Genomic DNA, 23,670 nt, shown 5'->3' on the forward strand with positions numbered 1-23,670 from the left:
GTTCAGGGCGCGAGGGTTCCGCCGTCGGTGGGCAGGGTCACGTCGGCGGCCCCGAGGCACTTGGCCGTCGCGGGGATGACCGCCATCACGGCGGCCAGGTCGACGAGCACCGTCGAGCCGCTGACCTTGCCCGAGTCGATGACGACCTCGCTCGCCGGGGTGCGCCCGTACGTCGTGTACCGGTAGAGCGGTGCGGCGGAGTCGTCTTCGATCCAGTCGATGCCGTTGACGTTGAGGCACGGCAGCGTCGTGGGAGCAGGCACCGCGACGCCGCAGTGCAGCAGCACGGCGGCCGGGCTGCCCCACGCGCCCGTCGCCTGGGCGTTCGTTTCGCGTTCGGCCTGGTCGGCGACGAGCGTCGGCAGGTGCACGACGACGTCTGCACAACCGGGGTTCACCGCGTCCGCCGCGGGTTCGAGGGCGACGCTCGCCGTGCATCCGCTCAGGAGCACGACGCCGGCCAGGGCGAGCGTCGACGTGGCGAGGCTGCGGCGGGTACGGGAACGGAGAGACATTCCATTCAGGCTACCGTTTGAAGATGACCACTGCTGCGAGAACCCCTGCCGCGAACGCATCCTCGGCGGCTGCGTCGGAATCTCGGGCTGCGCGAGACACCGGTGCGGCTGCGACGAACGCGGGGCCGGCGAACCAGACCCTCGCCGAGCTCAGCGAGGGCGAGGTGCTCGCCCGCATCTTTCCGCGGCTGCCGGATGCTGCGACTCAGCTGCTCGGACCCGGCGACGATGCGGCCGTGCTCCGCGCCCCCGACGGGCGATACGTCGTCACGACCGACATGATGATCCAGGGGCCCGACTTCCGGATGGCGTGGTCCACGCCGCACGACCTCGGCTGGAAGGCCGCGGCCACCAACCTGTCAGACGTCGCCGCGATGGGCGCCCGCCCGACGGCGCTCGTCGTTGCGATCGCGGCGCCGCCGTCGACCCCCATCTCCGTGATCGAGGGCATCGCGGACGGCCTCCGGGACTGCTGCGCAGTGCTCGCACCGGGATGCGGCGTCGTCGGTGGCGACCTGTCCGCCTCTGACGCCCTCACGTTGGCCGTCACGGCCTTCGGAGACCTCGAGGGACGGGAGCCGGTCCTGCGCTCCGGAGCGCGCGCAGGCGATGTCGTGGCCCTCGCCGGGGGGCTCGGCGAGGCCGGGGCCGGCCTCGCGCTGCTCTTCCGGCACGGAGTCGACACGAACGGTGTTCCGGATGCCGCGCTGGCCGCGGCCGTGCGGGAGCGCTACCCGGTCGAGGTGGGCGCCCAGCTCGCCCCGACGCCGCCGATCGACCGCGGCCCTGCCGCGTCCCTCGCGGGCGCGACCGCGATGATGGACCTCTCCGACGGCCTCTTCATCGACGCCGGGCGCCTTGCCAAGGCGAGCGGGGTCGGCATCGACTTCGCGGCGGATTCCCTCGGCGACAGCGTCGGACTCGCGCTCGGCGGCGGCGAGGACCACGGCCTGCTCGCGACCTTCCCTGCCGGCGCCGTGCTGCCCGAGGGCTTCCGTGTGATCGGCAGGACTACGGATGCCGCCGGCACGGTCCTCGTCGACGGCTGCGCGCACGAGCAGGGCGGCTGGGACCCGTACCGCGGCTGGGACGGCGCCCTCGGCTGACCGCGCCTGCGGCGGCTACGAGCCGGCGAGCACCGGGGCGGCGTACCAGACGGTCGTGTCGCCGTAGTCCTTGCGGCGCTCGGAAGCGAGGCCAGGACCCCAGGACGGCTCAGGGGAGCGGGAGCTGCGCTCGACGACGACGAGGGCGTCCGGGTCGAGCAGGGGGGTCAGGGCGAGCAGGTTGTGCCCGAGTTCCACGTCGGAGAGCTCATACGGCGGGTCGAGGAAGACGAGTTCGAACCCGTCGCCCGTCGCCGCGAGAAATGACTGTACGGCCTGCGCGGAGACGCGGATCGACGGGGCGTCCTTCTTCGGGGCGGCCTTGAGCACCGCGTCGGTGTTCTTCCGGCACATCTGAGCGGCCCCGTAGCTGTTCTCGACGAGGGTCACGATGCGGGCACCCCTGCTCGCGGCCTCGAGCCCGAGGGAACCGGAGCCCGCATAGAGGTCGAGCACCCGGGCGCCCCGGATGATGTCACGGGCGTCGAGGGCGGAGAAGATCGCCTCGCGCACCCGGTCGCTCGTGGGGCGTGTGCCCGACTTGGGAACAGCGAGGGGCAGGGAACCGGCGAACCCGGAGATGATGCGCGTCATGTCCGTTCGAGCCTAGCCGGACCGCAGTGTCGGCGGCCGCGCCTACGATCGAAGGATGACGGATGCGACCGCGGCGGACGGCGAGAAGCTCACCGGCGCCCTGACCCTGGATACCCCGCTCACGGCACGCGGAACGATAACGGCCGCCGACGCGAAATCGCTCGCCAAGGCGTTCGACATGCGCACCGTCGGCGACCTGCTCAGTCATTACCCTCGCCGCTACGCCAGGCGCGGCGAGCTCAGCGCGATCAGCGAACTGCCGCTCGACGAACAGGTCACGATCTTCGCCGAGGTGCGTTCGGTCTCCACCCACGACATGAAGACCCGCAAGGGCTCGATCACGACCGTCAAGATCTCCGACGGCCGCGGCATCCTCACCCTCACGTTCTTCAACCAGGCCTGGCGCGAGAAGCTGCTCGCACCGGGCACCCGCGGCATGTTCACCGGCAAGGTCACCTCGTTCAAGAACCAGCTGCAGCTCGCACATCCGCACTACAAGCTCTTCGTCGCCGGGAGCGACGAGGAACAGGAACACGAGATTCCCACGGAAGGCGAGGCCTGGCTCGTCGAGCCCGTCCCGGTCTACCCGGCGACCGCCGCGGTCGCGAGCTGGGACTTCCAGACGATCGTCGGAAAGATACTCAAGCACCTCGGCCCCGTCGAGGACCCGCTCCCGCCCGCGCTCCGCGCCGAACGCGGCCTGCTGCCGCACCGGAAGGCCCTCGAGCTCATCCACCAACCCGCCGTCGACGCCGACTGGATCAGGGCCCGCGACACCCTCCGGTTCACCGAGGCATTCGTGCTGCAGAGCGCGCTCGTGCAGCAGCGAAACGCCGCCAGGGCGACGAAGTCGACCGCACGGGTGCCCGTCCCCGGCGGGTACCTCGAACGCTTCGACGCCCGCCTTCCGTTCACCCTCACCGGCGACCAGCAGACCGTTGGCGCCGAGATCGCGAGGGACCTCGCCGACACCGCACCGATGAACCGGCTCCTGCAGGGCGAGGTTGGCTCCGGCAAGACGCTCGTCGCGCTCCGGGCGATGCTCGCCGTCGCCGACACCGGGGGACAGGCCGCCCTGCTCGCGCCGACGGAGGTGCTCGCGGCCCAGCATCTGCGGTCGATAGTGCAGATACTCGGCCCCGACCTGGCCGCAGAACTTGTGCCCGTGCTGCTCACCGGCAAACTGCCCGTCGCCCTTCGGCGCAAGGCGTTGCTGCGCGCGGTCTCCGGCCAGGCCAGGATCGTGATCGGCACGCACGCCCTCCTGGCCGAATCGGTATCGTTCTTCGACCTCGGACTCGTGGTCATCGACGAACAGCACCGCTTCGGCGTCGATCAGCGCGAGGCACTCCGCCTCAAGGGTGCTGTGCCACCACACCTCCTCGTGCTGACGGCGACACCGATCCCGCGCACGGTGGCCATGACGGTCTTCGGCGACCTTGACGTGTCGACGATCGCGATGCTCCCGGCCGGCCGGCAGGGCATCCAGACCTATGTCGTGGCGCTCGCCGAAAAGCCGCAGACCTTCTCGCGCGTCTGGACCCGGCTGGCCGAGGAGGTCGCCCTCGGGCGGCAGGGTTTCGTCGTGTGTCCTGCGATCGCGCCGAAGGAACTCGAGGAGGGTCAGGAATTCGAACAGCCGGCGACAGAGAAGGGCGCCGCCGACGCCGCGCCGGCCGTACCCCCGGAATCCGTCGAGGTCGTGCTCGAGAGGCTGCGCGCCCGGCCAGAGCTCGCCGCGGCCAGGATCGAACCACTGCACGGCCGGATGACCGCGGACCAGAAGGACCAGATCATGCTCGCCTTCGCCGCGGGCCAGATCGATGTGCTCGTGGCGACCACGGTGATCGAGGTCGGCGTCGACGTGCCGAACGCTTCGGTGATGGTGGTGCTCGACGCCGACAGGTTCGGCGTCTCGCAGCTCCACCAGTTGCGCGGGCGGGTCGGCCGCGGTGGGGTGCCGGGGCTCTGCCTGCTCGTCACCCGTGCGGAAGCCGACTCTCTCGCCCGGTCGAGGGTCGAGGCCGTCGCCGCGACCCTCGACGGCTTCGAGCTCGCCGAGATCGACCTCGAGCTGCGCAGGGAGGGCGACGTGCTCGGCAGCACGCAGTCCGGCGGGCGTTCCTCGCTGCGCCTGCTCCGGGTCGCGACCGACGGCGAACTCATCCTCGAGGCGCGTACCCACGCGCAGGAGCTCGCGGCGGATGACCCCGAGCTCGCGAGCGTGCCGGCCCTGCGCGATGCGGTGCGCCGGCGACTCGACGACGCGGAACGCGCCTCGCTCACCAAGGGCTGAACGCCGGACCGCCGAATGAGACCCGACCAGCGCAATCGTCACCGGTCGGGGTTGTTTCGGGCACCCAGCTACCCGCGAAGTGGGGGTGATTCCCGGCCTATCCCGTCCCGCGAGCGCGGTGCTACGGTGCCTCAACAATCAAACAGGTCCTTCCCCTGGCTTGCGCACCAGCACGATCGGGGACGATTTGGGAGTCTATCCGGGCTCGGTGAAGAGCTTAATCGACCCGGGTGCCGTCCGCCGGGAATCGTCGACCACACCGCGATGGAACACACCCGGCCCACGCACCCGCCCACCTTTTCGATTCCCGACGCCCGAACGGAAGTTGACATGATCCAGTCCTATCTGCGGAACGCAAGCGATGCGCCACGAGTGACCTTGCGTAGTCCCCTCCGGCGGCGGCCAAGGTGGCGCGCCTTCGGAACCGTGTCCGTGATGATGCTGTCCCTGGGATCGGTTCTCGGACTGTCAGTCCCGGCCCAAGCGGCGATCTCTGACCCGCCGACCGTCGTCAGCTTTACTTTCGACGACGGCAACGCCGATCAGGTTGCGGCTCTGCCGATCCTCGAAGCTGCCAACATGCGAGGCACCTTCTATGTCCCAACCGGATGGGTCGGCGCCTCGGGTTATCTCAATTTGGCCCAGTTGACGGCACTCAAGAACAGCGGGCATGAGATCGGTGGCCACACGGTTAGCCACCCGGATCTGGCGACCCTCCCAGCTGTTGAGGTCACCAAGCAAATCTGTCAGGGCCGTAACACCCTGGATTCCTGGGGCTTCCCGACTACTGACTTCGCATACCCATACGCGAGTGTGACGCCGGCTATCGAAGCCGCGGTCAGCGCGTGCGGCTTCAACAGTGCCCGCAATCTGGGCGACACTTTCACGCGGTTCGGGGGTACCCCCGGTCTGTTCGCCGAGACGATCCCGCCCGCCGATGCCTTCCAGACTCGGGCGCCCGACGAAGTTGACTCGACGTGGACCCTCGCCGATCTGCAGAAGACCGTGACCGACGCCGAGACAAGCGGCGGCGGTTGGGTCCAACTGACATTTCACCACGTCTGCGACACGGCACCGGGCGTGTGCGACCCGCTGAACCTGACGATCACCCCGACCCTGCTTCAACAATTCGTCAGCTGGCTCGCCGCCCGGGCACCCACTGCATCGGGATCCACCACCAACACGACGGTGAAGACAGTACAGCAGGTGATCGGCGGGGCTGTGAAGCCCTTGGTCGCGTCCACGAACACTTTCAGGGCGGCACCTGCCGCAGGCGTGAACGGCGTGATCAACCCGAGCCTCGAGACGGCGAGCAGTATTGTCACGGTTCCCGCACAGCCCCCCCAGTGCTGGCAGTCCGGCGGCTTCGGTATCAGCACGGCTACCCTCACGACGCTGGGCACGGCCGCCGAGGCGCATAGCGGGACAAAGGCCGAACAACTCGTGGTGACGGGCTTGGTCAGCGGTGACGCGAAGCTCGCCCTGATGCAGGACCTCGGCACCTGTGCACCGACCGCGACCCCCGGTCACACCTACTCATTGCGAGCTTGGTACAAGTCGACAGTGACCACCCAGTTCGACCTGTTCTACCGCAACGCAGTCGGAGGCTGGACCTACCAGACATCGAGCCCGCTGTTCGCTGCGGCCACCGCGTATACGCAGGCGGCCTGGACGACGCCGGTCGTGCCTGCCGGCGTCACCGGGATCAGCTTCGGACTCAATTTGATCAGCAACGGCACGCTGGTGACCGATGACTACGCCCTGTATGACACCGTCGGGGCCCCTGCGACCGTGGTGACGCCGGCCGTCCCGACCATCACAGGTGTTGCCGCGGTCCGACAGGTCCTCACCGCCGTTCCAGGAGCCTGGACCCCGGTTCCGATCGCCTTCACCTACCAGTGGTCGGTTGGAGGGGTCATCGTTCCCGGTGCAACCGCCGTGACGTATACACCCGTCCTCGCCGACCAGGGGAAGACCGTCACCGTGACAGTCACCGGCACGGCGACCGGCCTTCCCGCGGTTTCCGCGACAAGCGTCGCGAGCGCCGCAGTGGCTGCGCCCGCCGCGGCGACGGCCACGCGGTTGTGGGGTCAGGATGCTTATGGCACGTCGGCCGCGATCTCGGCTGGCACGTTCCCGACGCCGGGTGTGCCGGTCGCGTACGTTGCGACGGGCGAGACCTACCAGGATGCATTGTCCGGTGCCGGTGCTGCCGGGGTGAACAAGGGTCCGGTACTGCTCGTCCAGCAGAATGGGATCCCGGGTGTCATCGCGGCGGAGCTTGCCCGGTTGAAGCCGGCTCGGATCGTGGTGCTCGGCGGTAATCTGGCTGTCTCGGATGGTGTCTTCGCGAGCCTCTCCGGGGTCGCGCCGACGACGCGGTTGTGGGGTCAGGATGCCTATGGCACGTCGGCCGCGATCTCCGCTGGCACGTTCCCGACGCCGGGTGTGCCGGTCGCGTACGTTGCGACGGGCGAGACCTACCAGGATGCATTGTCCGGTGCCGGTGCTGCCGGGGTGAACAAGGGTCCGGTACTGCTCGTCCAGCAGAATGGGATCCCGGGTGTCATCGCGGCGGAGCTTGCCCGGTTGAAGCCGGCTCGGATCGTGGTGCTCGGCGGTAATCTGGCTGTCTCGGATGGTGTCTTCGCGAGCCTCTCCGGGGTCGCGCCGACGACGCGGTTGTGGGGTCAGGATGCCTATGGCACGTCGGCCGCGATCTCCGCTGGCACGTTCCCGACGCCGGGTGTGCCGGTGGTCTACCTGGCCACGGGCGAGACCTACCAGGATGCATTGTCTGGTGCCGGTGCCGCCGGCGTCAACCAGGGACCGGTGCTCCTCGTCCAGCCCAACGGCATTCCCGCCGTCATCGCGGCTGAGCTCGCCCGGTTGAAGCCGGCCCGGATCGTGATTCTCGGCGGAAACCTCGCGGTGTCCGACGCGGTCATGGCCCAGTCGCTGGCCCTGGTCGGCTAGATCGCGCACGAAGGCCAGGCGGGAGACTCCGCCTGGCCTTTCGCGCGCGCTCACCGGCCGGCGAATTTGGCCTCCCAGCAGGGCGAATGCCGAGAGTGTGCCGCCCGGGGAGGCGCGAGACGTGCTCGCGGGTTAGGGTATTGCGTATGCGCAGGATCGCCGTTGTCCCTGGTTCATTCGACCCCGTCACGCTGGGTCACCTCGACGTGATCGAACGGGCGGCGGGCCTCTTCGATGAAGTGCACGTGCTCGTCGTGCACAACCCCGACAAGACGGCCCTCCTGCCGATCAGCCAGCGCGTCTCCCTTCTGCAGCGGGCGATCGCAGACGCCGGGCTCCCGGACACCATCATCGTCGCTTCCTGGAGCATGGGCCTCCTCGTCGACTATTGCCTCGAGGTCGGGGCGAGCGTGCTCATCAAGGGCATCCGTTCCCAGGTCGACGTCGCATACGAGACACCGATGGCGATCGTGAACCGCAACCTCGCGGGCGTCGAGACCATCTTCATGCTGCCTGACCCGGCGAATGCGCACGTCTCCAGCTCCCTCGTGCGACAGGTCGCCGCGCTCGGCGGCGACATCGCGCCATACGTGCCCCGCGTCGTCGCGCAATACCTGCAAAAGGCACCCGTGTGACCGCCCCGCCCGCCGGCGCGACAACGGATGTCCCCGCGGGCGTCCCGACGCAACGCGCCCCGGGCATCCGACCGGCACCGGCGACCGTGCCGGGGGCGGACCCCGCACCCGACGCAGACCTCGACCTCGACCTCGTGGCCGAGGCCGGCCGGGCCATCGTCCGCAACGTCGAAACGGTCATCGCAGGCAAGCACTCAGCCGTCGTCACCGCCCTGACCGTGCTCCTCGCCGAGGGCCATCTCCTCATCGAGGACGTGCCCGGCGTCGGCAAGACCATGCTGGCCAAGGCCCTCGCCCGCTCAGTCGACTGCTCAGTCAGCCGCATCCAGTTCACACCGGACCTGCTCCCTTCCGACGTCACGGGCGTGAGCGTCTTCAACCAGGTCGACCGCAGGTTCGAGTTCAAGCCGGGGGCCATCTTCGCGAACATCGTGATCGGCGACGAGATCAACCGGGCGAGCCCGAAGACCCAGTCGGCTCTCCTCGAGTGCATGGAGGAACGCCAGGTCACCGTCGACGGCGCGACCTACCTCCTTCCGCTCCCGTTCACGGTCGTCGCGACCCAGAATCCGATCGAGATGGAGGGCACATACGCCCTCCCCGAGGCCCAGCGGGACCGTTTCATGGCCCGGATCTCGATGGGCTATCCCGACACGACCTCCGAGCTCGCGATGCTCGACTCCCGCGACACCTCGAGCCCGCTCGCCGGAATCGACGCCGTCGTCACCGGCGCCCAGTTGCGGGCCATGATGACGGCGGCCCGCGGTGTCTTCGCCTCCAGCGCCGTCAAGCAGTACGCCGTCGACATCGTGCGGGCCACCCGTTCGGACAAGGACCTCCGCCTCGGCGCGAGCCCGCGGGCAACCCTGCAGCTCATCCGTGCCGCCAAGGCGCAATCCGCTCTGCAGGGCCGTGACTTCGTGCTCCCCGACGACATCGATGCGCTTGCCGTCGCCGTCCTCGGCCACCGGCTGGTGGCGAGCAGCCGGGTGCTCGGGCACCAGCATCAGGACTCGAGCCCGCTGCTCGAGGACATCGTGCGCCGGATCCTCGCGGCGACCCCGGTGCCGCTCGGCGCCTCCGGTCGACCGTAGCCGCCATGTCTGCGCGGCGACCTCCCTCGCGGCCGGTTCGGTTTCCCCGGCTCACCCTCCGGGGCGGCGCCTTCCTCAGCGGGGGAGCGGTGCTGACGGTGGTGTCATTCTCGGAGAACCGGCGGGACCTGCTGTTCATCGCCCTCCTGCTGGTCTCGGTGCCGATCGTCGCCGGGCTGTCGGTGGCCCTCCGGCCCGTCCGGGTGCGCGTCGGCCGTGACTTCCGCCCCAACCTCGTCTCCGCGGGCGGGCAGACGACTGGGCTGCTCACTGTCGAAAACGTCGGGGTGCAGCCGCTTTCCGGGGTGCGCTGGCGCGAGACCGGCCCGATGGGGACGACGCCGATGCCCAGGGATCTCCCGTTGCCGCCGCTCTCCGGGCTCGGAGGCGGGTGGGGCCGCAGTGGCGGCTGGGACGGTTTCGGCGAGGGCCCCGACGCGGCCGCCCGAACCGTGCGCCTCGAGTGCCCGCTCCCGCCGCACGCGCGGGGACGGTACGAGTATGGGCCGGTCGTGCTCGCCCGGTCCGACCCGTTCGGACTCGTGATGGCGCGCTGGGCGGTCGGCGGCCGGCATGAACTGGTCGTGACTCCCCGGGTGACACCCCTTCCCGGCCGGGGGCTCGCGAGCATGCTCGGTGGGGGAGAAGCCCTCGAACGGCAGCGACTGCTCAACCAGAATTCGGACGAGCTGATCGCTCGCGAGTACCGGCCAGGGGACTCGCTGCGCCGGGTGAATTGGCCGGCCACCGCACGCCACGGCGAGATCATGGTGCGGCAGGAGGAACACCGGAGTGACTCGGGGGTGCGGTTCGTGCTCGACACGCTCGCGCCCACCGAATCGGGCGATCGCGAGGTCGACCGGGCGCGGCGAGCGAGTGCGTTCGAGCTCGGGGTGGAAGTGGCGGCATCCGTCTGCACGCACCTGCTCGCAGCCGGATACCGGGTCGATGTCCTCGAGCTCGGCCCTGCCCAACTCGGAACTGCCCGGCTCGGCCGTACCTCGAACGGTGCCATGGCCGCAACCGATGCCGCACCACTCAGCGCGACCGGGCTCGGCGGCTCTCCCGTGGCCGGGAACGGTGCGGGAGGTGCGGTCGGGTCGGGAGATCCGATCTCCTATCGCGGATCCGGCGGCATTTCACACCTGCTCGAGGACCTCGCGGGCATCGTCCAGGTCCCTGCTGAAGCCAGGGACGCCGGCACCGGCGAACCCAATGGGCTCCTTACGCGCGCGCGCGTCGCCCGCGGGGCGCTCCCGACCTTCGCTGTACTCGGCGCCGGGGCCGGCCTCGACCTGGCCGTTCTCGCCGCGCTCGCGGCACGTGCCCGGCCGGCGATCGCGTTCGTGCTCGAACCCGTGCCGACGGATGCCGCTGAGCGGCTCAGGGAGGCCGGCTGGCGGTGCGTACCGGTGCGTTCGGCTATCGCACTGCCCGAAGTATGGCTCGACGCCGTCGGCGGGAGGGGGGCGCTGCATGAGCCTGCGTGAACGGATCCTGCCAGAGCGAACGATGCCGGCCAGGCCGTCGCCGCGACCGGAAACGCCTGGCCGCCGGAGAACAGAGAAGCGCTTCTCCGGCTCCCGCTGGCCCGTGACCGGTGCGCTCGCGCTGCTCCTTCTCGTCGGGATGACCGCGCTGGGTCCTCTCCTGCAGGGCACCGGCTGGTGGTGGCTGATGGCGGTCGAAGCGGGAGCCGTCTTCGTCGTCTCCGCGGGCATCCGCTTGCTCGGCCCCAGGCCCTGGGTCGTCCCACTCGCCGGTGCCGCCGTGATCGTCGGGAGCGTCACCCTGCTCTTCGGCGGCGGAACAGGGCTGCTCTGGCTCGTGCCGACCGGCGATACGATCGACCGGTTCCGCACCCTCGTCGAATCGGGGATCGCCTCGGTGCAGTCCCAGGGCACCCCGGCTGATCCCGTGACCGGCATCCTGTTCCTGCTCTGCATCGGGGCCGGTGTGATCGCGGTGCTCATGGACGCCCTCGCGATCACCCTGCGGGCGCCGGCGCTCGCTGGGCTGCCCGTACTGGTGCCTGTCGGCGTGCCAGGATTCATCCTCGACAACGGTGCGGAGAAACTGACCCTCGTGCTCACGGCCACGGCATTCCTGCTGCTGCTGCGGATCGACGTCCTCGGCCGGCGCGGCGGGGTCACAGCGGGAACGGGCGAGAGCATCGGGACCGCCGGCTCTCGTGGGCCTGCCGGGCGGGGCTGGCCCGTCACCGGGGCCTTCCTGGTCGGCGGGCTCGGCATCGTCACGGCGCTCGTGCTCAGCATCGCGGTTCCCAACCTGCCCGGCGACGGGCGCGTCGGCGGCCGGGCCACCGGTCCGCTTCTCTTCGGCGACGGCGTGAGCGCCATGGTCAACCTCGGGCAGGATCTCCGGAGTTCGCAGGCCGGCGCCGCACTGCACTACCGGACGAGTGCCGCTCAGCCGCCCTACCTCAAGCTGCTCACCCTGGATCGGTTCGTCGGGCCGAGCTGGACCGCTCGCCTCGAGCCGACCAACACCGGGAACACCGTCGACGCAATCGACCGGCCGCCGGGGCTCTCCGCCCAGGTCGCCACGACGGAGGAGTCCACCCAGGTCGTCATCGACGGGGTTGCCTCGGCCTGGCTGCCCACCCCTGGCGCGGCCACGAAGGTATCCGGGCTCGTCGGCGACTGGTACTGGAACGGGCCCACCGGGACGATTTCGAGCACGAACAGCAGTACCCGGGGCCAGGAGTACACCGTCACCTCCCTCGCCCTCGAGCCCACTCCGGAGCAGCTTCGCGCAGCGACGGGCCGATACCCGGTCAGCGTCGAGTCGAGCCTTCGCCTGCCACGGAACAGCCCCCTGATCATCGAGCAGACCGCTCGCGCGGTGACATCGGGAACGACGACGCCGTATGACGCTGCCGTCGCCCTGCAGGAGTACCTGAGGGGGAGCGAGTTCACCTACGACACGACCGCACCGGTCGAGGACGGCTATGACGGCGGCGGGGTCGACGTGGTCGGTACCTTCCTTGAGGTCAAGCGCGGTTACTGCGTGCATTTCGCCTCCGCGATGGCGGTGATGGCCCGCTCGCTCGGCATCCCGGCGCGCATCGCGATCGGCTATCTTCCCGGTTCCCGCTCCTCGGACTTCATCGAGGGCAGGGACCGTTTCAACGTCGACGCCCACGACCTGCACTCGTGGCCGGAGCTGTACTTCACCGGCATCGGCTGGTTGCCGTTCGAACCCACCCCCGGGCGCGGGACCGTTCCGAGCTACACGCAGCCGGCCGGTCAGTCCACCCCACTCAGTGGCACGGTGGGCGGTGCGCCGTCGTCCGCGCCGCGCCCGTTCGACGACCCCGGCCAGGCCCTGTCGACGGGAAGCGGAGCCGCGAAGACGCCCGGGAACGATGCCGGCACGCCCGGACGCGTTGCGCTCATCCTCGGAGCGCTCGTCGTCATACTCGCCGCTCCGGGTGGTATTCGCCTGCTTCGGAGCAGGCGACGGCGCAGGGACCTCGCCAGGGGCGCGGCCGGGGGCGCCGAAGCGTGGCGGGAGCTCGTCGACACGGCCGTCGACTTCGGGGTCGGCGTGCGCGCCACGGAGACGCCCCGGGAATTCGCGGCGCGGATCGGCGCCCTGCCGGGCCTCACCGGCACCGGTGGGGCGGCAGCCGGTGCAGCACTTGCCCGGTTGCTCGCCGCGGCCGAGCGACACCGGTACGGCCGCCCGGCCGCAGGGGCGCCGCAACCGGCGCTCCTCGGCGACCTCGACACGGTCTCGACGAGGATCAGCGTGGGTGCGAGCACGGCTGGGCGCTGGCGTGCGCGCCTCCTTCCCGCGTCCCTGTGGCTCTTCCTCGGCGAACGGGGGCGCGCACCCGTCACGGACGCGTAGAATCTCCCCCCGTGACCAAGTTGCAGAAGACCCCGTACAAGGTCGACGTGCGTGACCTCATCAATCGCCCCGGCACCATGCGTGAGCGCCACATCGACCTCACCGTTCCCGACGACCTCGGCGAGGGACTCGTTGCCGTCAAGGCCGGGTCGACGCTCGACGTCAACATCCGCCTGGAGACCCTGCACGAGAGCCTTCTGGTGTCCGCGCAGATCTCCGGAATCGCGTCCGGCGAGTGCGGAAGATGCCTGATTGACATCGACTTGCCTGTCCGAGTCGAGTTTCACGAGGTTTTCGCGTACTCTCTTGATGAAGCTTATGAGTGTGCGGTTGTCGAGGACCATGTGGATCTTGAACCGCTCATCAGGGATGCAGTGGTTCTGTCACTGCCTTTCCAGCCGGTCTGCCGGCAGGATTGCCCGGGTCTCGACCCCGAGACCGGGCAGCGGCTTGCCGTTTCCCCTGAATTCGAACCAGAACAGATGCGCGATCCCCGGTGGGCAGCGCTTGTGAATTTCCAGGCTTCCGAAAGCATCGGCACGGATGAAGACATCCGCGCTGAAACGGATAGAAGAGAAGAGAAGTAGTCATGGCAGTCCCGAAGCGCAAGCAATCACGCTCCAACACCCGCTCACGTCGTTCCTGCTGGAAGGCCGAAGCCCCCACCCTGGTCAAGACCATGGAAAACGGCAAAGTCGTCTACAGCCTCCCGCACCGCGCCAAGGTCGTCACCGACACCGCCGGAACCGCGATGTTCATGGAATACAAGGGCCGCAAGGTCGCCGACATTTAATTCGGCGATGCACACGCCCCAGGTACCGCTCCTCCGACGGATGCCGCGTCTTCTGACCCGGAACATCCGCTCGTCGCGTCGCGGTACCGTCGGGGCGGTCGCCGTATGACCGGGCACGCTGCAGCCGGTCACCCGATGACCGGCGCGGAGGCCGACCCCTCGGTCCTCGTTTCCGCGCTCGGCGTGCAGATCGACGAGAGCCTGCTTCGGCTGGCGCTCACCCATCGGTCCTTCGCGTACGAAAACGGCGGAGCGCCCACGAACGAGCGACTGGAATTCCTCGGCGACTCGATCCTGGGCCAGGCCGTCACGGTCATGCTCTACCGCACGTATCCGCTGCTCGACGAGGGCGACCTGGCCAAGCGCCGGGCCAGCCTGGTCTCGAGTGTCGCCCTCGCTGAAATCGCCAGGGGTCTCGGCCTCGGTGCCTATGTGCGGCTCGGGCGTGGCGAGATCCTCACGGGTGGTCGCGACAAGTCGTCGATCCTCGCCGATACCGTCGAGGCGCTCATCGGCGCCGTCTACCTCGACACGGGTCCAGACGCCGCCACGGCTTTCGTGCTGCGGCTGATAGCGCCGATGCTCAACGACCCTGGTCACTTCGGAGTCTCGATGGATCCGAAGACGAGCCTGCAGGAAGCGGCAGCCCGGCTCGACGCCGGCGTCCCCGTCTACGCGATCGCCGAGAGCGGCCCCGACCACTCCAAGGTGTTCATCGCGACCGTGACCGTCGGCATCGTCGTCGCAACGGGAGAAGGCACCAGCAAGAAGCACGCCGAGATGGCCGCCGCCCTCGAGGCGTGGAACCGGCTCGTCCCGCGCTGACCGGGCCGATGTCCGCTCGACTGATTCCCGCGCATCCGACCGCACCACCACCATCGTCTGGACGGTTCCTTGCCAGAACTTCCTGAGGTCGAGGTGGTGCGCGCGGGCGTCGAACCCGCCGTGACCGGTGCTCGCGTCACCGCCGTCGAGGTGTTCGAGCCACGCTCCCTCCGCAGGCACGACCCCCTGACCGGCCCGTTCGCCCCGCAGCTCGAGGGGCACTGCCTGCTCGGCGCCGTCCGCCGCGGCAAATTCCTCTGGCTGCCGATCGACACCGGACGCGCCCTCGTGATCCACCTCGGCATGAGCGGCCAGGTCCTGCTCCGGGATCCGGGCTCGGAGGCAGACCGTCAGTTGCGCATCCGCCTGCACCTCGAACACCCCGACCACGGGGAACTGTGGCTCAACTTCGCCGACCAGCGGATCTTCGGCAGCATGGCGATAGACCGGATGCAGCCCACCGGCGACGGACTGCCCGGAGGGTACGCCGGGGCGGGCACGGGTGCGTGGAGCGGGCTGATCCCCGACCAGGTCGCCCACATCGCCCGCGACCTCATCGACCCGGACTTCGGAACGGATGCCGCCCTCGCCGCCCTGGCCCGGCGCGGTTCAGGGATCAAGCGGGTGCTGCTCGACCAGACCTGGGTCAGCGGCATCGGGAACATCTACGCGGACGAAGCCCTGTTCGCGGCCGGACTGCACTACGAGCAGCCGGCGTCGTCCCTGTCACGAGCCGAAGGCATCCGGTTGCTCGACGCCGTGCGCACCGTGCTGCTGCGCGCCCTCGCCGAGGGCGGCACGAGCTTCGATGCGCACTATGTGAACGTCAACGGCCAGTCCGGTTACTTCTCGCACAGCCTCGCCGTCTACGGCAAGCAGGGCACCGCGTGCCCGCGGTGCGGAACCCTCCTCGTGCGCGAGCAGTTCATGAACAGGTCCTCTCATCTCTGCCCGGTCTGCCAGCGCCTCCGCTGACCGAATCAATCAGGGTTCACGCGTCGGTCAGGGGTGTGCGGCGCCGCCAGCCGCCTTCGTAGCCGATCGGCAGGAAGCCGAGCTCCTCGTTGATGGCGAGCATGTGCCGGTTCTCCTCCGCGTTGAAGGTGATCACCGACGGATGTCCTGGCTCGTTCCGGCGGACGCTCTCCAGGTTCCAGGCCTTGAGCAGCAGGCCCAGCCGGTGCCCGCGATGTTCCCGAACCACGAGGGTGTCCTCCTGATTGACCGGCCTGTCGGTCTCAGCGGGAACGGAGAGTTCGGTGAATCCGACCAGTGCGCGGGACGGGCGGTGCACGACGGCTGTGGTGTAGACGGTCCGTGCTCCGTCCGCGAGCCGGGCCTGCCTGTCGAGGAACCGATCGAGGGGCCAGGACTCGGCGGGTTCCTCGAGGCCGGCGGTGGGAGCATCCGTGCTCATTCTTTCGTAGAGCATCGCCATGTCCGGCTGCCACAGGATCGGCGTGAAGCCGTCCCACTGAATGATCTCGTATTCCTTTCCCGCGCGCTTCTCTGCCGCGCGCAGCAGCCGGTCAAGCCGCTCGCGGTCGTAGGGAAGTGCGAGGCGGTTGCCTCGCTCGACCTGCTCGAGACGGTAGCCGCGCCGGAGCAGGAAGTGCACCTCGGGGTTCCGCAACGGCAGGGAGCCGAAACCGGTCGGGGCGACCAGGCGTTCGCCCGGTGAGTCCGGCGAGGCCGCGTAGACGATCTGATTCACGCACCCGTCGGCCTCGGCGACCGACTCGAGCAGCGTGAACAGGGCGGTACCGATGCCGCGGTTACGGTATGCAGGCAGGACATCGGCCCGAAGCCACGCAGTCTGCGAGCCGGCGCCCTGAAACTCGCACACACCGCGCGCGACGATGGGGGGCACGTCGGCCTCGGCGGCGGCGTCCGCCTGGGCGTCAGCCGAGGACGGGTCGCTCCCGCCGTCAGGAGTTGAACCGTCCGCAGTCCGCACCGCGAACAGCCGCCTCGGCTCCCAATCCTGGTCGAGCCAATCCGGGAGCGCCTCCTCCGCCGTCACGGACAGCTCGTGGGTTCCATAGGCCTCCGCTTCGACCGTGTTGTGCACCCCGGCCGCGGCGACGAAGTCGTCCCAGCCCTCGGCACCCGGTTCCTCCGGGATCGAGAGCTCCTCGATCCCGGGCACGAGGTCGTCCATGCAGGCAGAGTAGCGTCCAGTCGGCACTGCCGAAACCCCCGCGGACAGCGCCGCGCCTCCCGGGCCCGGGCGGATGCGTCCGGTACCGTGGGAGAGCCGATATCTACTCACGGGAAGGGCGCACCGGTGTACTTGAAGAGCCTCACCCTCAAGGGGTTCAAATCGTTCGCGCAGCCCACGACCTTCGCCTTCGAACCCGGCGTCACCTGCGTCGTCGGCCCGAACGGCTCCGGCAAGTCCAACGTCGTCGACGCTCTCGCCTGGGTGATGGGGGAGCAGGGCGTCAAGACGCTCCGCGGCGGCAAGATGGAAGACGTCATCTTCGCCGGCACCTCGACGAAGGGCCCGCTCGGCCGCGCCGAGGTGACGCTCACGATCGACAACACGGATGGTGCGTTGCCGATCGATTACACCGAGGTCACCATCTCGCGCACCCTTTTCCGCAACGGCGGAAGCGAGTACGCGATCAACGGCCAGGGCTGCCGGCTGCTCGACGTGCAGGAGCTCCTGAGCGACTCCGGCCTCGGGCGGGAGATGCACGTGATCGTCGGCCAGGGCCAGCTTGACGCGGTCCTGCGCGCAAGCCCCGAGGACCGGCGTGGTTTCATCGAGGAGGCCGCCGGAATCCTCAAGCACCGCCGCCGCAAGGAGAAGACCCTGCGCAAGCTCGACGCGATGCAGGCCAACCTGACACGGCTGAGCGACCTCGCCGGGGAGATCCGCCGCCAGCTCAAGCCCCTCGGGCGCCAGGCCGAGATCGCCCGCGAGGCCCAGACCATCGCCGCCGTCGTGCGTGATGCCCGCGCCCGCCTGCTCGCCGACGACGTCGTCGGCCTGCGCGGAACCCTCGACGCCCATGGCCGCAGCGAGAGCGAACGGCACTCCGAACGCATCGTGCTCCAGGAACAGCTCGACCAGAAGCAGCTGCGCCTGCACCGCCTCGAGGAGGCCCAGATCGGCGACGCCGTCGACGTCGCCCGGCGCACGAGCTTCGGCCTCGAATCCGTGCAGGAACGCCTCCGCGGGCTGTACACGCTCGCGAACCAGCGCCTCGCCCTTCTCGGTTCCCAGTCCGAATCGGTCGACGCCGGCCCGAGTGTGACCCCGGCGATGCTCACGGACGCCGCAGCGGAGATCGTGCGGCTCACCGAACGCATCGCCGTCGCCGAGTCCGCCTGGGCCGCTGCGCGCGCGGCCACATCGACCGCGCGCCGCGAGCTCGCCGCCGTCGACGAGGACATCGCCGCACAGACCGCGCTCATCTCCCGCCACGACCTTGAAGCGTCCACGCTGCGCGGCCAGGCAGAAACCGCGGCCTCCCGCCTCGCCTCCGTCCGCAGCGACGTGCTCCGCCAACAGAACGCCCGGAACGCCGCGGCGGGACGCGTGCAGGAAGCAGAGGCCCTCCTCGCCGCCCTGGAAGCGGAGACCGAGCAGGCGAACGCGGAGAACGCAGGGACCGGCACGGTGAACAGCGATCCCGCCGACACCGGCGTCACCGGCGAGGCAGCAGGGAACACCCGGTTGTCCGAAGACTTCGAGTCCGCCCAATCCGTCGTGTCCGCCGCGGAGGGCGAAGTCGAACGACTCCGCGAAGAACTCCACCTCCTCGAACGCGAACGTGACGCCCTCGCCGCGCGTGCGAGCGCCCTGTCCCTGGCCCTCGACCAGAAGGACGGCTCCTCAGCCCTCCTCGGCGCACGGCTGGACGGCATCCGCGGGCTCGTCGCAGAACACGTGCGGGTGCATCCCGGTTACGAGGCGGCGATCGCCGCAGCGCTCGGCTCCCTCGCCGACGCCGTGCTCGCGGACGACAGTGCTGCCGGCTTCGCAGCACTCGACCGGGTCAGGGCAGACGACCTCGGCCGGGTCGAGCTCATCCTCGCCACGCCAGCGACCCCCGACGCTGACGGCGCCCCAGCTGATGCCGCCGGCGGCACCCCCGACCGGCGCGCGTCGGGCGCGCCCGCACGCCTGAGCCTCGCCAAGCGGGCAGGCCTCGTCTGGGCCGGCTCGGTCCTCGACGCCCCGGCCGGTGTCCTCGGACTCCTCGGGAACACCGTCATCGCCGAAGACCTCGACTCCGCCCTGGCCGCGGCAGACCTGCTCACGTCCGGCCATTCGACAACAGGGACGGCTGCCACCGGCCCCGGCGCCGCGGGCATTCCGCTGACGATCATCACCCGGGCCGGCGACGTGCTGAGCGAGTTCGTGCTCCGCGGCGGATCCGGGGCCCGCCGCAGCAAGCTCGAACTCGTCGCGGACCGCCAAACCGCGGCAGACCGTCTCGGCGAGGTCCGCTCCCGCATCGAGCAGGTCAGCGGCGACCTCACCGAGCAGCGCAGCCTGCTCCGCCTCGGCAAGGACCAGTCCGTCGCGGCCCTCGCCGCGCTTCGCGCCTTCGATGCCCGCCTCGCCGCACAGGCCGAGAAGACGAACCGCGCAACGGTGCGGCTCGAGGCCGCCACGGCGGAGCTCGAGCGCATCGCCGCCGGCGTCCTTGTCGCCGAACAGACCGTCGCCGGTGCGGAAGCAGAGGCCGAGCGCACCAAGGCCGGTCTCCTCACCCTGCTGTCCCGCACCCGTCCGATCCTCGACGTTTCGGTTCGCGACGCGCTGCACGCCGAACTCGAGGCTGCGCGCGAGCACGAGGTCGAGGCGCGGCTCCGCGTCGAGACCGCGCGCGAGCGCGTGCGTTCCGGTGAGGCCCGCGCCGCCGGCCTCGCGAGGCAGCTCGAGCGCGACCAGGCCGCAGCCGAGGCCGCCGCCCGGCGTGCGGTCATCCGCCGTCGCCAGGTGGATGCCGCGACCAGGGTCGCCGAAGCGCTTCCCGCGGTGCTCGCCGCGGTCGACGTCTCCGTCAGCGAGGCACGGCTCCGCCTCGCCACGGCCGAGGCCGAGCGCCAGAGCCAGAACGAGGAACTCGCGACCCTGCGCCGCGAGGACGGTGCCCTCCGCAGCCGACTGCAGGCCGTGACCGAGAGCGTGCACGGCCTCGAACTGCAGATCTACGAGAAGAAGCTGCACCTCTCCGGCCTCCTCGAACGCGCCGGCAGCGAACTGGGCCTCGTCGAAGATATCCTCGTTTCGGAATACGGTCCGGACCAGCCGGTGCCGCCCGACGACGACCCGGATGGCGAGCCGGTGGCCTACGACCGCGAGCAGCAGCAGCGCCGCCACGCCTCCGCCGAGCGCCGGTTCGCCCAGCTCGGCAGGATCAATCCGCTCGCGCTCGAGGAATTCGCCGCGCTTGAGCAGCGGCACAAATTCCTCACCGAGCAGCTCACCGACCTGACCAACACCCGGGCCGACCTGCTGACGATCATCGACGACCTCGACGTCACGATGGGCGCCATCTTCGGAAGCGCCTTCGAGGACACCCGGCTGGCCTTCGCCGAGGTCTTCCCCGTCCTGTTCCCTGGCGGGTCCGGCAGCATCCGCCTGACCGACCCCGACGACCTGCTCACCACCGGCATCGAGATCAGCGTCAAGCCGGCAGGAAAGAAGATCGAGCGGCTCTCACTGCTGTCCGGCGGGGAGCGTTCCCTCGCCGCAGTCGCGCTGCTGATCGCGATCTTCAAGGCCCGCCCGAGCCCGTTCTACATCATGGACGAGGTCGAGGCGGCCCTCGACGACGCCAACCTCGGTCGGCTGCTCACGATTTTCCAGGACCTCCGTGAGGCCAGCCAGCTCATCATCATCACGCATCAGAAACGCACGATGGAAATCGCCGACGCCCTCTACGGAGTCTCGATGCGCCAGGACGGGGTATCGGCGGTCGTCGGCCAACGGATCGTGCGCCAGGAGGAACAGGCGTCCTGAACCGCGGACAGGGCGGGACAGTGACGCCCGCGTCACAGCCGCGTCACAGCAGGGCGAGTACCTCCGCGCAGGCGTCGGTGACCCTGCGGCACTCGGGGGCGCAACTCGTCCAATCCGGCCGGTGCTGCAGCATCCGCTCGCACGCGATTGACGAGGAGCGGCACGCCTCCATGCAGGTGTCGAGCATGGACGCGGCGGTCGTCCCGTCGGTCCGGGTGTGCCAGGACAGCACCCGGCTCGTCGTGGTGCAGATTTCGATGCAGTCGAGGTCGGCGAGGAAGCACGCGGTGACATCGCCGTTGCCGGACTGGGTCAGGCAGGCGTCAGCGCAGTCCTCGCTCGCGGCGATGAGCGCGTCACAGGCGGCGACGCACGCCGCGGTCCGTGCGGAGAGCGCGTTGAACTCGCTCCCACCGAACCCGCCACCGGACATGCGACCACTGTAGCCCGGTCGGTGGGGTCCGGTCAGGCCTGCGGGGCCAGAGCCGCGATCAGCGGGTGGTCGAACGCCAGCACACCGGTCTTGGCCGCGCCGCCCGGCGACCCGATCTCCTCGAAGAAGTCCACGTTGGCGCGGTAATAGCCGGCCCACTGCTCGGGAAGGTCGTCTTCATAGTAGATCGCCTCGACCGGGCAGACCGGCTCGCAGGCCCCGCAGTCGACACATTCGTCGGGGTGAATGTACAACGACCGGTCGCCCTCATAGATGCAGTCGACCGGGCACTCGTCGACGCAGGCACGGTCCTTGACATCCACGCACGGCAGCGCGATGACGTACGTCACGAGGCGACGAGTTCCACGGCGCGAGCGATGTCGACCAGCTCGTCCCGCGGAACGACCTTGACCCGCTCACGCTCGACCGGCGAGCCGTCCGCGGCTCCGAGGGCACGTTCGTAGGCATCGAGCACGAGCCAGCCGTCCCATTCGGTGAAGCGGATGCCGCGGGCGGAGAGCACGGACAGGATCGCGTCCGCGTCGTCTTCGACCGGTTCCGGCAGGAGGCCCTTGCCGAGGTCTTCGACGAGCCGCGTGACGGTCTCGAGCGCGTCGCTCTTGGTATGGCCGATCAGGCCGACGGGGCCACGCTTGATCCAGCCGGTGGCATACAGGCCGGGAATGGGCCGCGCTGCCGGGTCGAGGACCCGACCGCCGTCGTTCGGGATCACGCCGCGCGTCTCGTCGAAAGGCACCTCGGCGAGGGGGCTGCCGCGGTAACCGACGGCGCGGTAGACCGCCTGGAGCGGGTAGTCGAGGATCTCCCCTGTCCCGGTGACGCCGCCGGCGTTGGCGGGATCGGGCGCGGTGCGCTCGAAGCGCATGCCCTCGACACTGTCGGTGCCGTAGACCTCGAGGGGAGAATGCAGGAAATGCAGGTGCAGGCGGCGCGAGGCCCCGCGCGGTTCCTTCGTGAGCCATCCGTTCAGGGTGCGGCTCATCACTTTGACCTGGTTGTTGGACGCGGCGAGGAACTGCTCGGAGGCCTCGTCCCTCGGGAAGTCCTCCTCGTAGACGATCACGTCTACGTCCGGCACCGCGCCGAGCTCCCGGAGCTCGATCGGGGTGAACTTAACCTGGGCGGGCCCGCGTCGACCGAAGATGTGCACGTCGGTGACTGCCGAGGTGGCCAGGCCCGCGTAGACGTTCCCTGGGATGTCGGTGGGCAGCAGGTCTTCCGCATGCTTCGCGAGCATCCTGGCCACGTCGAGGGCGACGTTGCCGTTGCCGATCACGGCGACCTCGCGGGCGTCGAGCGGCCATTCCCGCGGGGCGTCCGGGTGTCCGTCGAACCAGGAGACGAAGTCGGCGGCGCCGAAGCAGCCGACCAGCTCGGTACCGGGGATCGGCAGCACCGCGTCGCGGATCGCCCCGGTCGCGAAGATGACTGCGTGGTAGTGGGCGCGCAGGTCGTCCAGGCTCAGATCGGTCCCGTAGCCGACGTTGCCGAGGAACCGGATGGTGCCGGCATCGAGCATCTCGTGCAGGCTCGTGACGATGCCCTTGATCCGCGGGTGGTCGGGGGCGACGCCGTATCGAATCAGGCCGTATGGAGCGGGGAGGGTGTCGAAGAGGTCGATGCCGATCGTGCCGCCGGCGTCGCGCACGGCCTTGCCGAGGATGTTGCCGGCGTAGATTCCCGCGGGACCGGCGCCGATGATGGCGACTCGGAGAGTATGGGGGGTCATGAAAGAGCCTTTCGGGATGGTTCTGGGATGAGCCGGCCGGAACGGGGTTCGCCGGACGCGAGCTGGTCGCTGTACCGGGGGTGGAGCGGGCTCAGGGTGACGACGTCCCCCACCACGACGACGGCGGGGGAGCGGACGCCGCGTTCGGCGGCGAGGCCGGCGATGGTTGCGAGACTTCCGAAAGTGACCCGCTGGTTCGGGCCGTAGCCGTCCTCGATGATGGCGACCGGGCAGTCTCCGCCGCGGGGTCCGTCCGCGAGCATCGCTGCGGAGGCGGCGAGGCCGGAGATGCCCATCAGGAGAAGGACGGTGTGGTCGCTGCCCCCTGGCAGGGACGGAAGCAGCTCGTGGCCCGTCACGACGGTGAACCCGTTCGCCACCCCGCGATGGGTGACCGGGATGCCGGCCGCAGCAGGCACCGAGATGGCGCTCGTGACGCCGGGGATGACCTCGACGGGGATGCCGTTGCTGCGGCAGTACGCCGCTTCCTCGCCGCCGCGACCGAGCACGTACGGGTCTCCGCCCTTGAGGCGCACGACCCGGCGGCCCGCACGGGCGTGCTCGACGAGGAGTGCGTTGATCTCGTCCTGGGGCACCGGGTGGTGGCCGGGCAGCTTGCCGACGTCGATCACGAGAACGCCGGGATCGAGATCGCCGAGCAGGGAGCGCGGGCCGAGCCGGTCGGCGATGATGACATCCGCTTCGTCGAGCAGTCGGCGGCCGAGCACGGTGATCAGGCCGGGATCGCCGGGTCCGCCACCGACGAGGTGCACGGTGCCGGGGCGTGCGGCGCC

Annotated in this window: 18 protein-coding genes and 1 pseudogene; 12 read left to right on the plus strand and 7 right to left on the minus strand. The window is 69.8% G+C overall.

The window, feature by feature from the left end:
* Positions 1 to 2: 2 nt before the first annotated feature.
* The gene (locus tag RCH22_RS03300) at positions 3 to 515 is read right to left on the minus strand and encodes a DUF3515 family protein (protein WP_134447532.1); all 513 of its coding nucleotides are present in this window, start codon (positions 513 to 515) and stop codon (positions 3 to 5) included.
* 23 nt (positions 516 to 538) lie between these two features.
* Between RCH22_RS03300 and thiL the strand changes: the two genes are divergently transcribed.
* On the plus strand, positions 539 to 1,621 hold the full coding sequence (thiL, locus tag RCH22_RS03305) for a thiamine-phosphate kinase (RefSeq protein ID WP_327012834.1): 1,083 nt from the start codon (positions 539 to 541) through the stop codon (positions 1,619 to 1,621).
* A gap of 15 nt (positions 1,622 to 1,636) precedes the next feature.
* On the opposite strand, the gene rsmD is transcribed toward thiL, so the two are convergent.
* Positions 1,637 to 2,215 (minus strand): 16S rRNA (guanine(966)-N(2))-methyltransferase RsmD, encoded by a 579-nt coding sequence (rsmD, locus tag RCH22_RS03310; RefSeq protein WP_327012835.1) that lies wholly within the window; start codon positions 2,213 to 2,215, stop codon positions 1,637 to 1,639.
* A 55-nt stretch (positions 2,216 to 2,270) separates the two neighbouring features.
* Here rsmD and RCH22_RS03315 point away from each other — a divergent pair, with 55 nt between their 5' ends.
* From RCH22_RS03315 to mutM, 10 genes are all read left to right on the plus strand, one after another.
* The gene (locus RCH22_RS03315) at positions 2,271 to 4,511 is read left to right on the plus strand and encodes an ATP-dependent DNA helicase RecG (protein ID WP_327012836.1); all 2,241 of its coding nucleotides are present in this window, start codon (positions 2,271 to 2,273) and stop codon (positions 4,509 to 4,511) included.
* A gap of 435 nt (positions 4,512 to 4,946) precedes the next feature.
* Positions 4,947 to 7,487 carry a cell wall-binding repeat-containing protein gene (locus RCH22_RS03320; RefSeq protein ID WP_327012837.1) on the plus strand — a complete coding sequence of 847 codons (2,541 nt, stop codon included), beginning with the start codon at positions 4,947 to 4,949 and terminating at the stop codon, positions 7,485 to 7,487.
* Positions 7,488 to 7,633: 146 nt separating this feature from the next.
* Positions 7,634 to 8,122, plus strand: a complete 489-nt coding sequence (gene coaD / locus RCH22_RS03325) for a pantetheine-phosphate adenylyltransferase (protein WP_327012838.1) — start codon at positions 7,634 to 7,636, stop codon at positions 8,120 to 8,122.
* A 134-nt stretch (positions 8,123 to 8,256) separates the two neighbouring features.
* Positions 8,257 to 9,216, plus strand: a complete 960-nt coding sequence (locus tag RCH22_RS03330) for an AAA family ATPase (RefSeq protein WP_327015446.1) — start codon at positions 8,257 to 8,259, stop codon at positions 9,214 to 9,216.
* 98 nt (positions 9,217 to 9,314) lie between these two features.
* Complete coding sequence (locus tag RCH22_RS03335; RefSeq protein WP_327012839.1) at positions 9,315 to 10,706, plus strand: DUF58 domain-containing protein; 1,392 nt, start codon at positions 9,315 to 9,317, stop codon at positions 10,704 to 10,706.
* Entirely contained in the window at positions 10,693 to 13,092 is a 2,400-nt protein-coding gene (locus tag RCH22_RS03340) for a DUF3488 and transglutaminase-like domain-containing protein (protein ID WP_327012840.1), read from the plus strand. Before RCH22_RS03335 ends, RCH22_RS03340 begins: the two co-directional genes overlap by 14 nt.
* An 11-nt stretch (positions 13,093 to 13,103) precedes the next feature.
* Positions 13,104 to 13,679 (plus strand): YceD family protein, encoded by a 576-nt coding sequence (locus RCH22_RS03345; protein WP_327012841.1) that lies wholly within the window; start codon positions 13,104 to 13,106, stop codon positions 13,677 to 13,679.
* Positions 13,680 to 13,681: 2 nt separating this feature from the next.
* Positions 13,682 to 13,885, plus strand: coding sequence for a 50S ribosomal protein L32 (rpmF, locus tag RCH22_RS03350; protein WP_134447547.1), 204 nt, complete (start codon positions 13,682 to 13,684; stop codon positions 13,883 to 13,885).
* A gap of 135 nt (positions 13,886 to 14,020) precedes the next feature.
* On the plus strand, positions 14,021 to 14,710 hold the full coding sequence (rnc, locus tag RCH22_RS03355) for a ribonuclease III (RefSeq protein WP_327015447.1): 690 nt from the start codon (positions 14,021 to 14,023) through the stop codon (positions 14,708 to 14,710).
* 69 nt (positions 14,711 to 14,779) lie between these two features.
* Positions 14,780 to 15,685 (plus strand): bifunctional DNA-formamidopyrimidine glycosylase/DNA-(apurinic or apyrimidinic site) lyase, encoded by a 906-nt coding sequence (gene mutM, locus RCH22_RS03360; RefSeq protein ID WP_327012842.1) that lies wholly within the window; start codon positions 14,780 to 14,782, stop codon positions 15,683 to 15,685.
* 16 nt (positions 15,686 to 15,701) lie between these two features.
* Here the strand turns inward: mutM and RCH22_RS03365 are convergent, their stop codons facing one another.
* Positions 15,702 to 16,871 carry a GNAT family N-acetyltransferase gene (locus RCH22_RS03365; RefSeq protein WP_327012843.1) on the minus strand — a complete coding sequence of 390 codons (1,170 nt, stop codon included), beginning with the start codon at positions 16,869 to 16,871 and terminating at the stop codon, positions 15,702 to 15,704.
* Between the two features lie 126 nt (positions 16,872 to 16,997).
* Here RCH22_RS03365 and smc point away from each other — a divergent pair, with 126 nt between their 5' ends.
* The gene (gene smc, locus RCH22_RS03370) at positions 16,998 to 20,693 is read left to right on the plus strand and encodes a chromosome segregation protein SMC (protein WP_327012844.1); all 3,696 of its coding nucleotides are present in this window, start codon (positions 16,998 to 17,000) and stop codon (positions 20,691 to 20,693) included.
* 43 nt (positions 20,694 to 20,736) lie between these two features.
* On the opposite strand, the gene RCH22_RS03375 is transcribed toward smc, so the two are convergent.
* The 4 genes and pseudogenes from RCH22_RS03375 to cobA form a co-directional block, all read right to left on the minus strand.
* Entirely contained in the window at positions 20,737 to 21,126 is a 390-nt protein-coding gene (locus RCH22_RS03375) for a four-helix bundle copper-binding protein (RefSeq protein ID WP_327012845.1), read from the minus strand.
* A 32-nt stretch (positions 21,127 to 21,158) separates the two neighbouring features.
* On the minus strand, positions 21,159 to 21,476 hold the full coding sequence (gene fdxA, locus RCH22_RS03380) for a ferredoxin (RefSeq protein ID WP_327012846.1): 318 nt from the start codon (positions 21,474 to 21,476) through the stop codon (positions 21,159 to 21,161).
* Complete coding sequence (locus RCH22_RS03385) at positions 21,473 to 22,876, minus strand: FAD-dependent oxidoreductase (RefSeq protein WP_327012847.1); 1,404 nt, start codon at positions 22,874 to 22,876, stop codon at positions 21,473 to 21,475. Before RCH22_RS03385 ends, fdxA begins: the two co-directional genes overlap by 4 nt.
* A pseudogene (gene cobA, locus RCH22_RS03390) lies at positions 22,873 to 23,664 on the minus strand (uroporphyrinogen-III C-methyltransferase); the annotation flags it as partial. The pseudogene cobA and the gene RCH22_RS03385, both read right to left, overlap by 4 nt.
* Positions 23,665 to 23,670 lie beyond the last annotated feature (6 nt).

The organism is Cryobacterium sp. GrIS_2_6, from assembly GCF_035984545.1.
In the GTDB taxonomy this organism is placed as follows: domain Bacteria; phylum Actinomycetota; class Actinomycetes; order Actinomycetales; family Microbacteriaceae; genus Cryobacterium.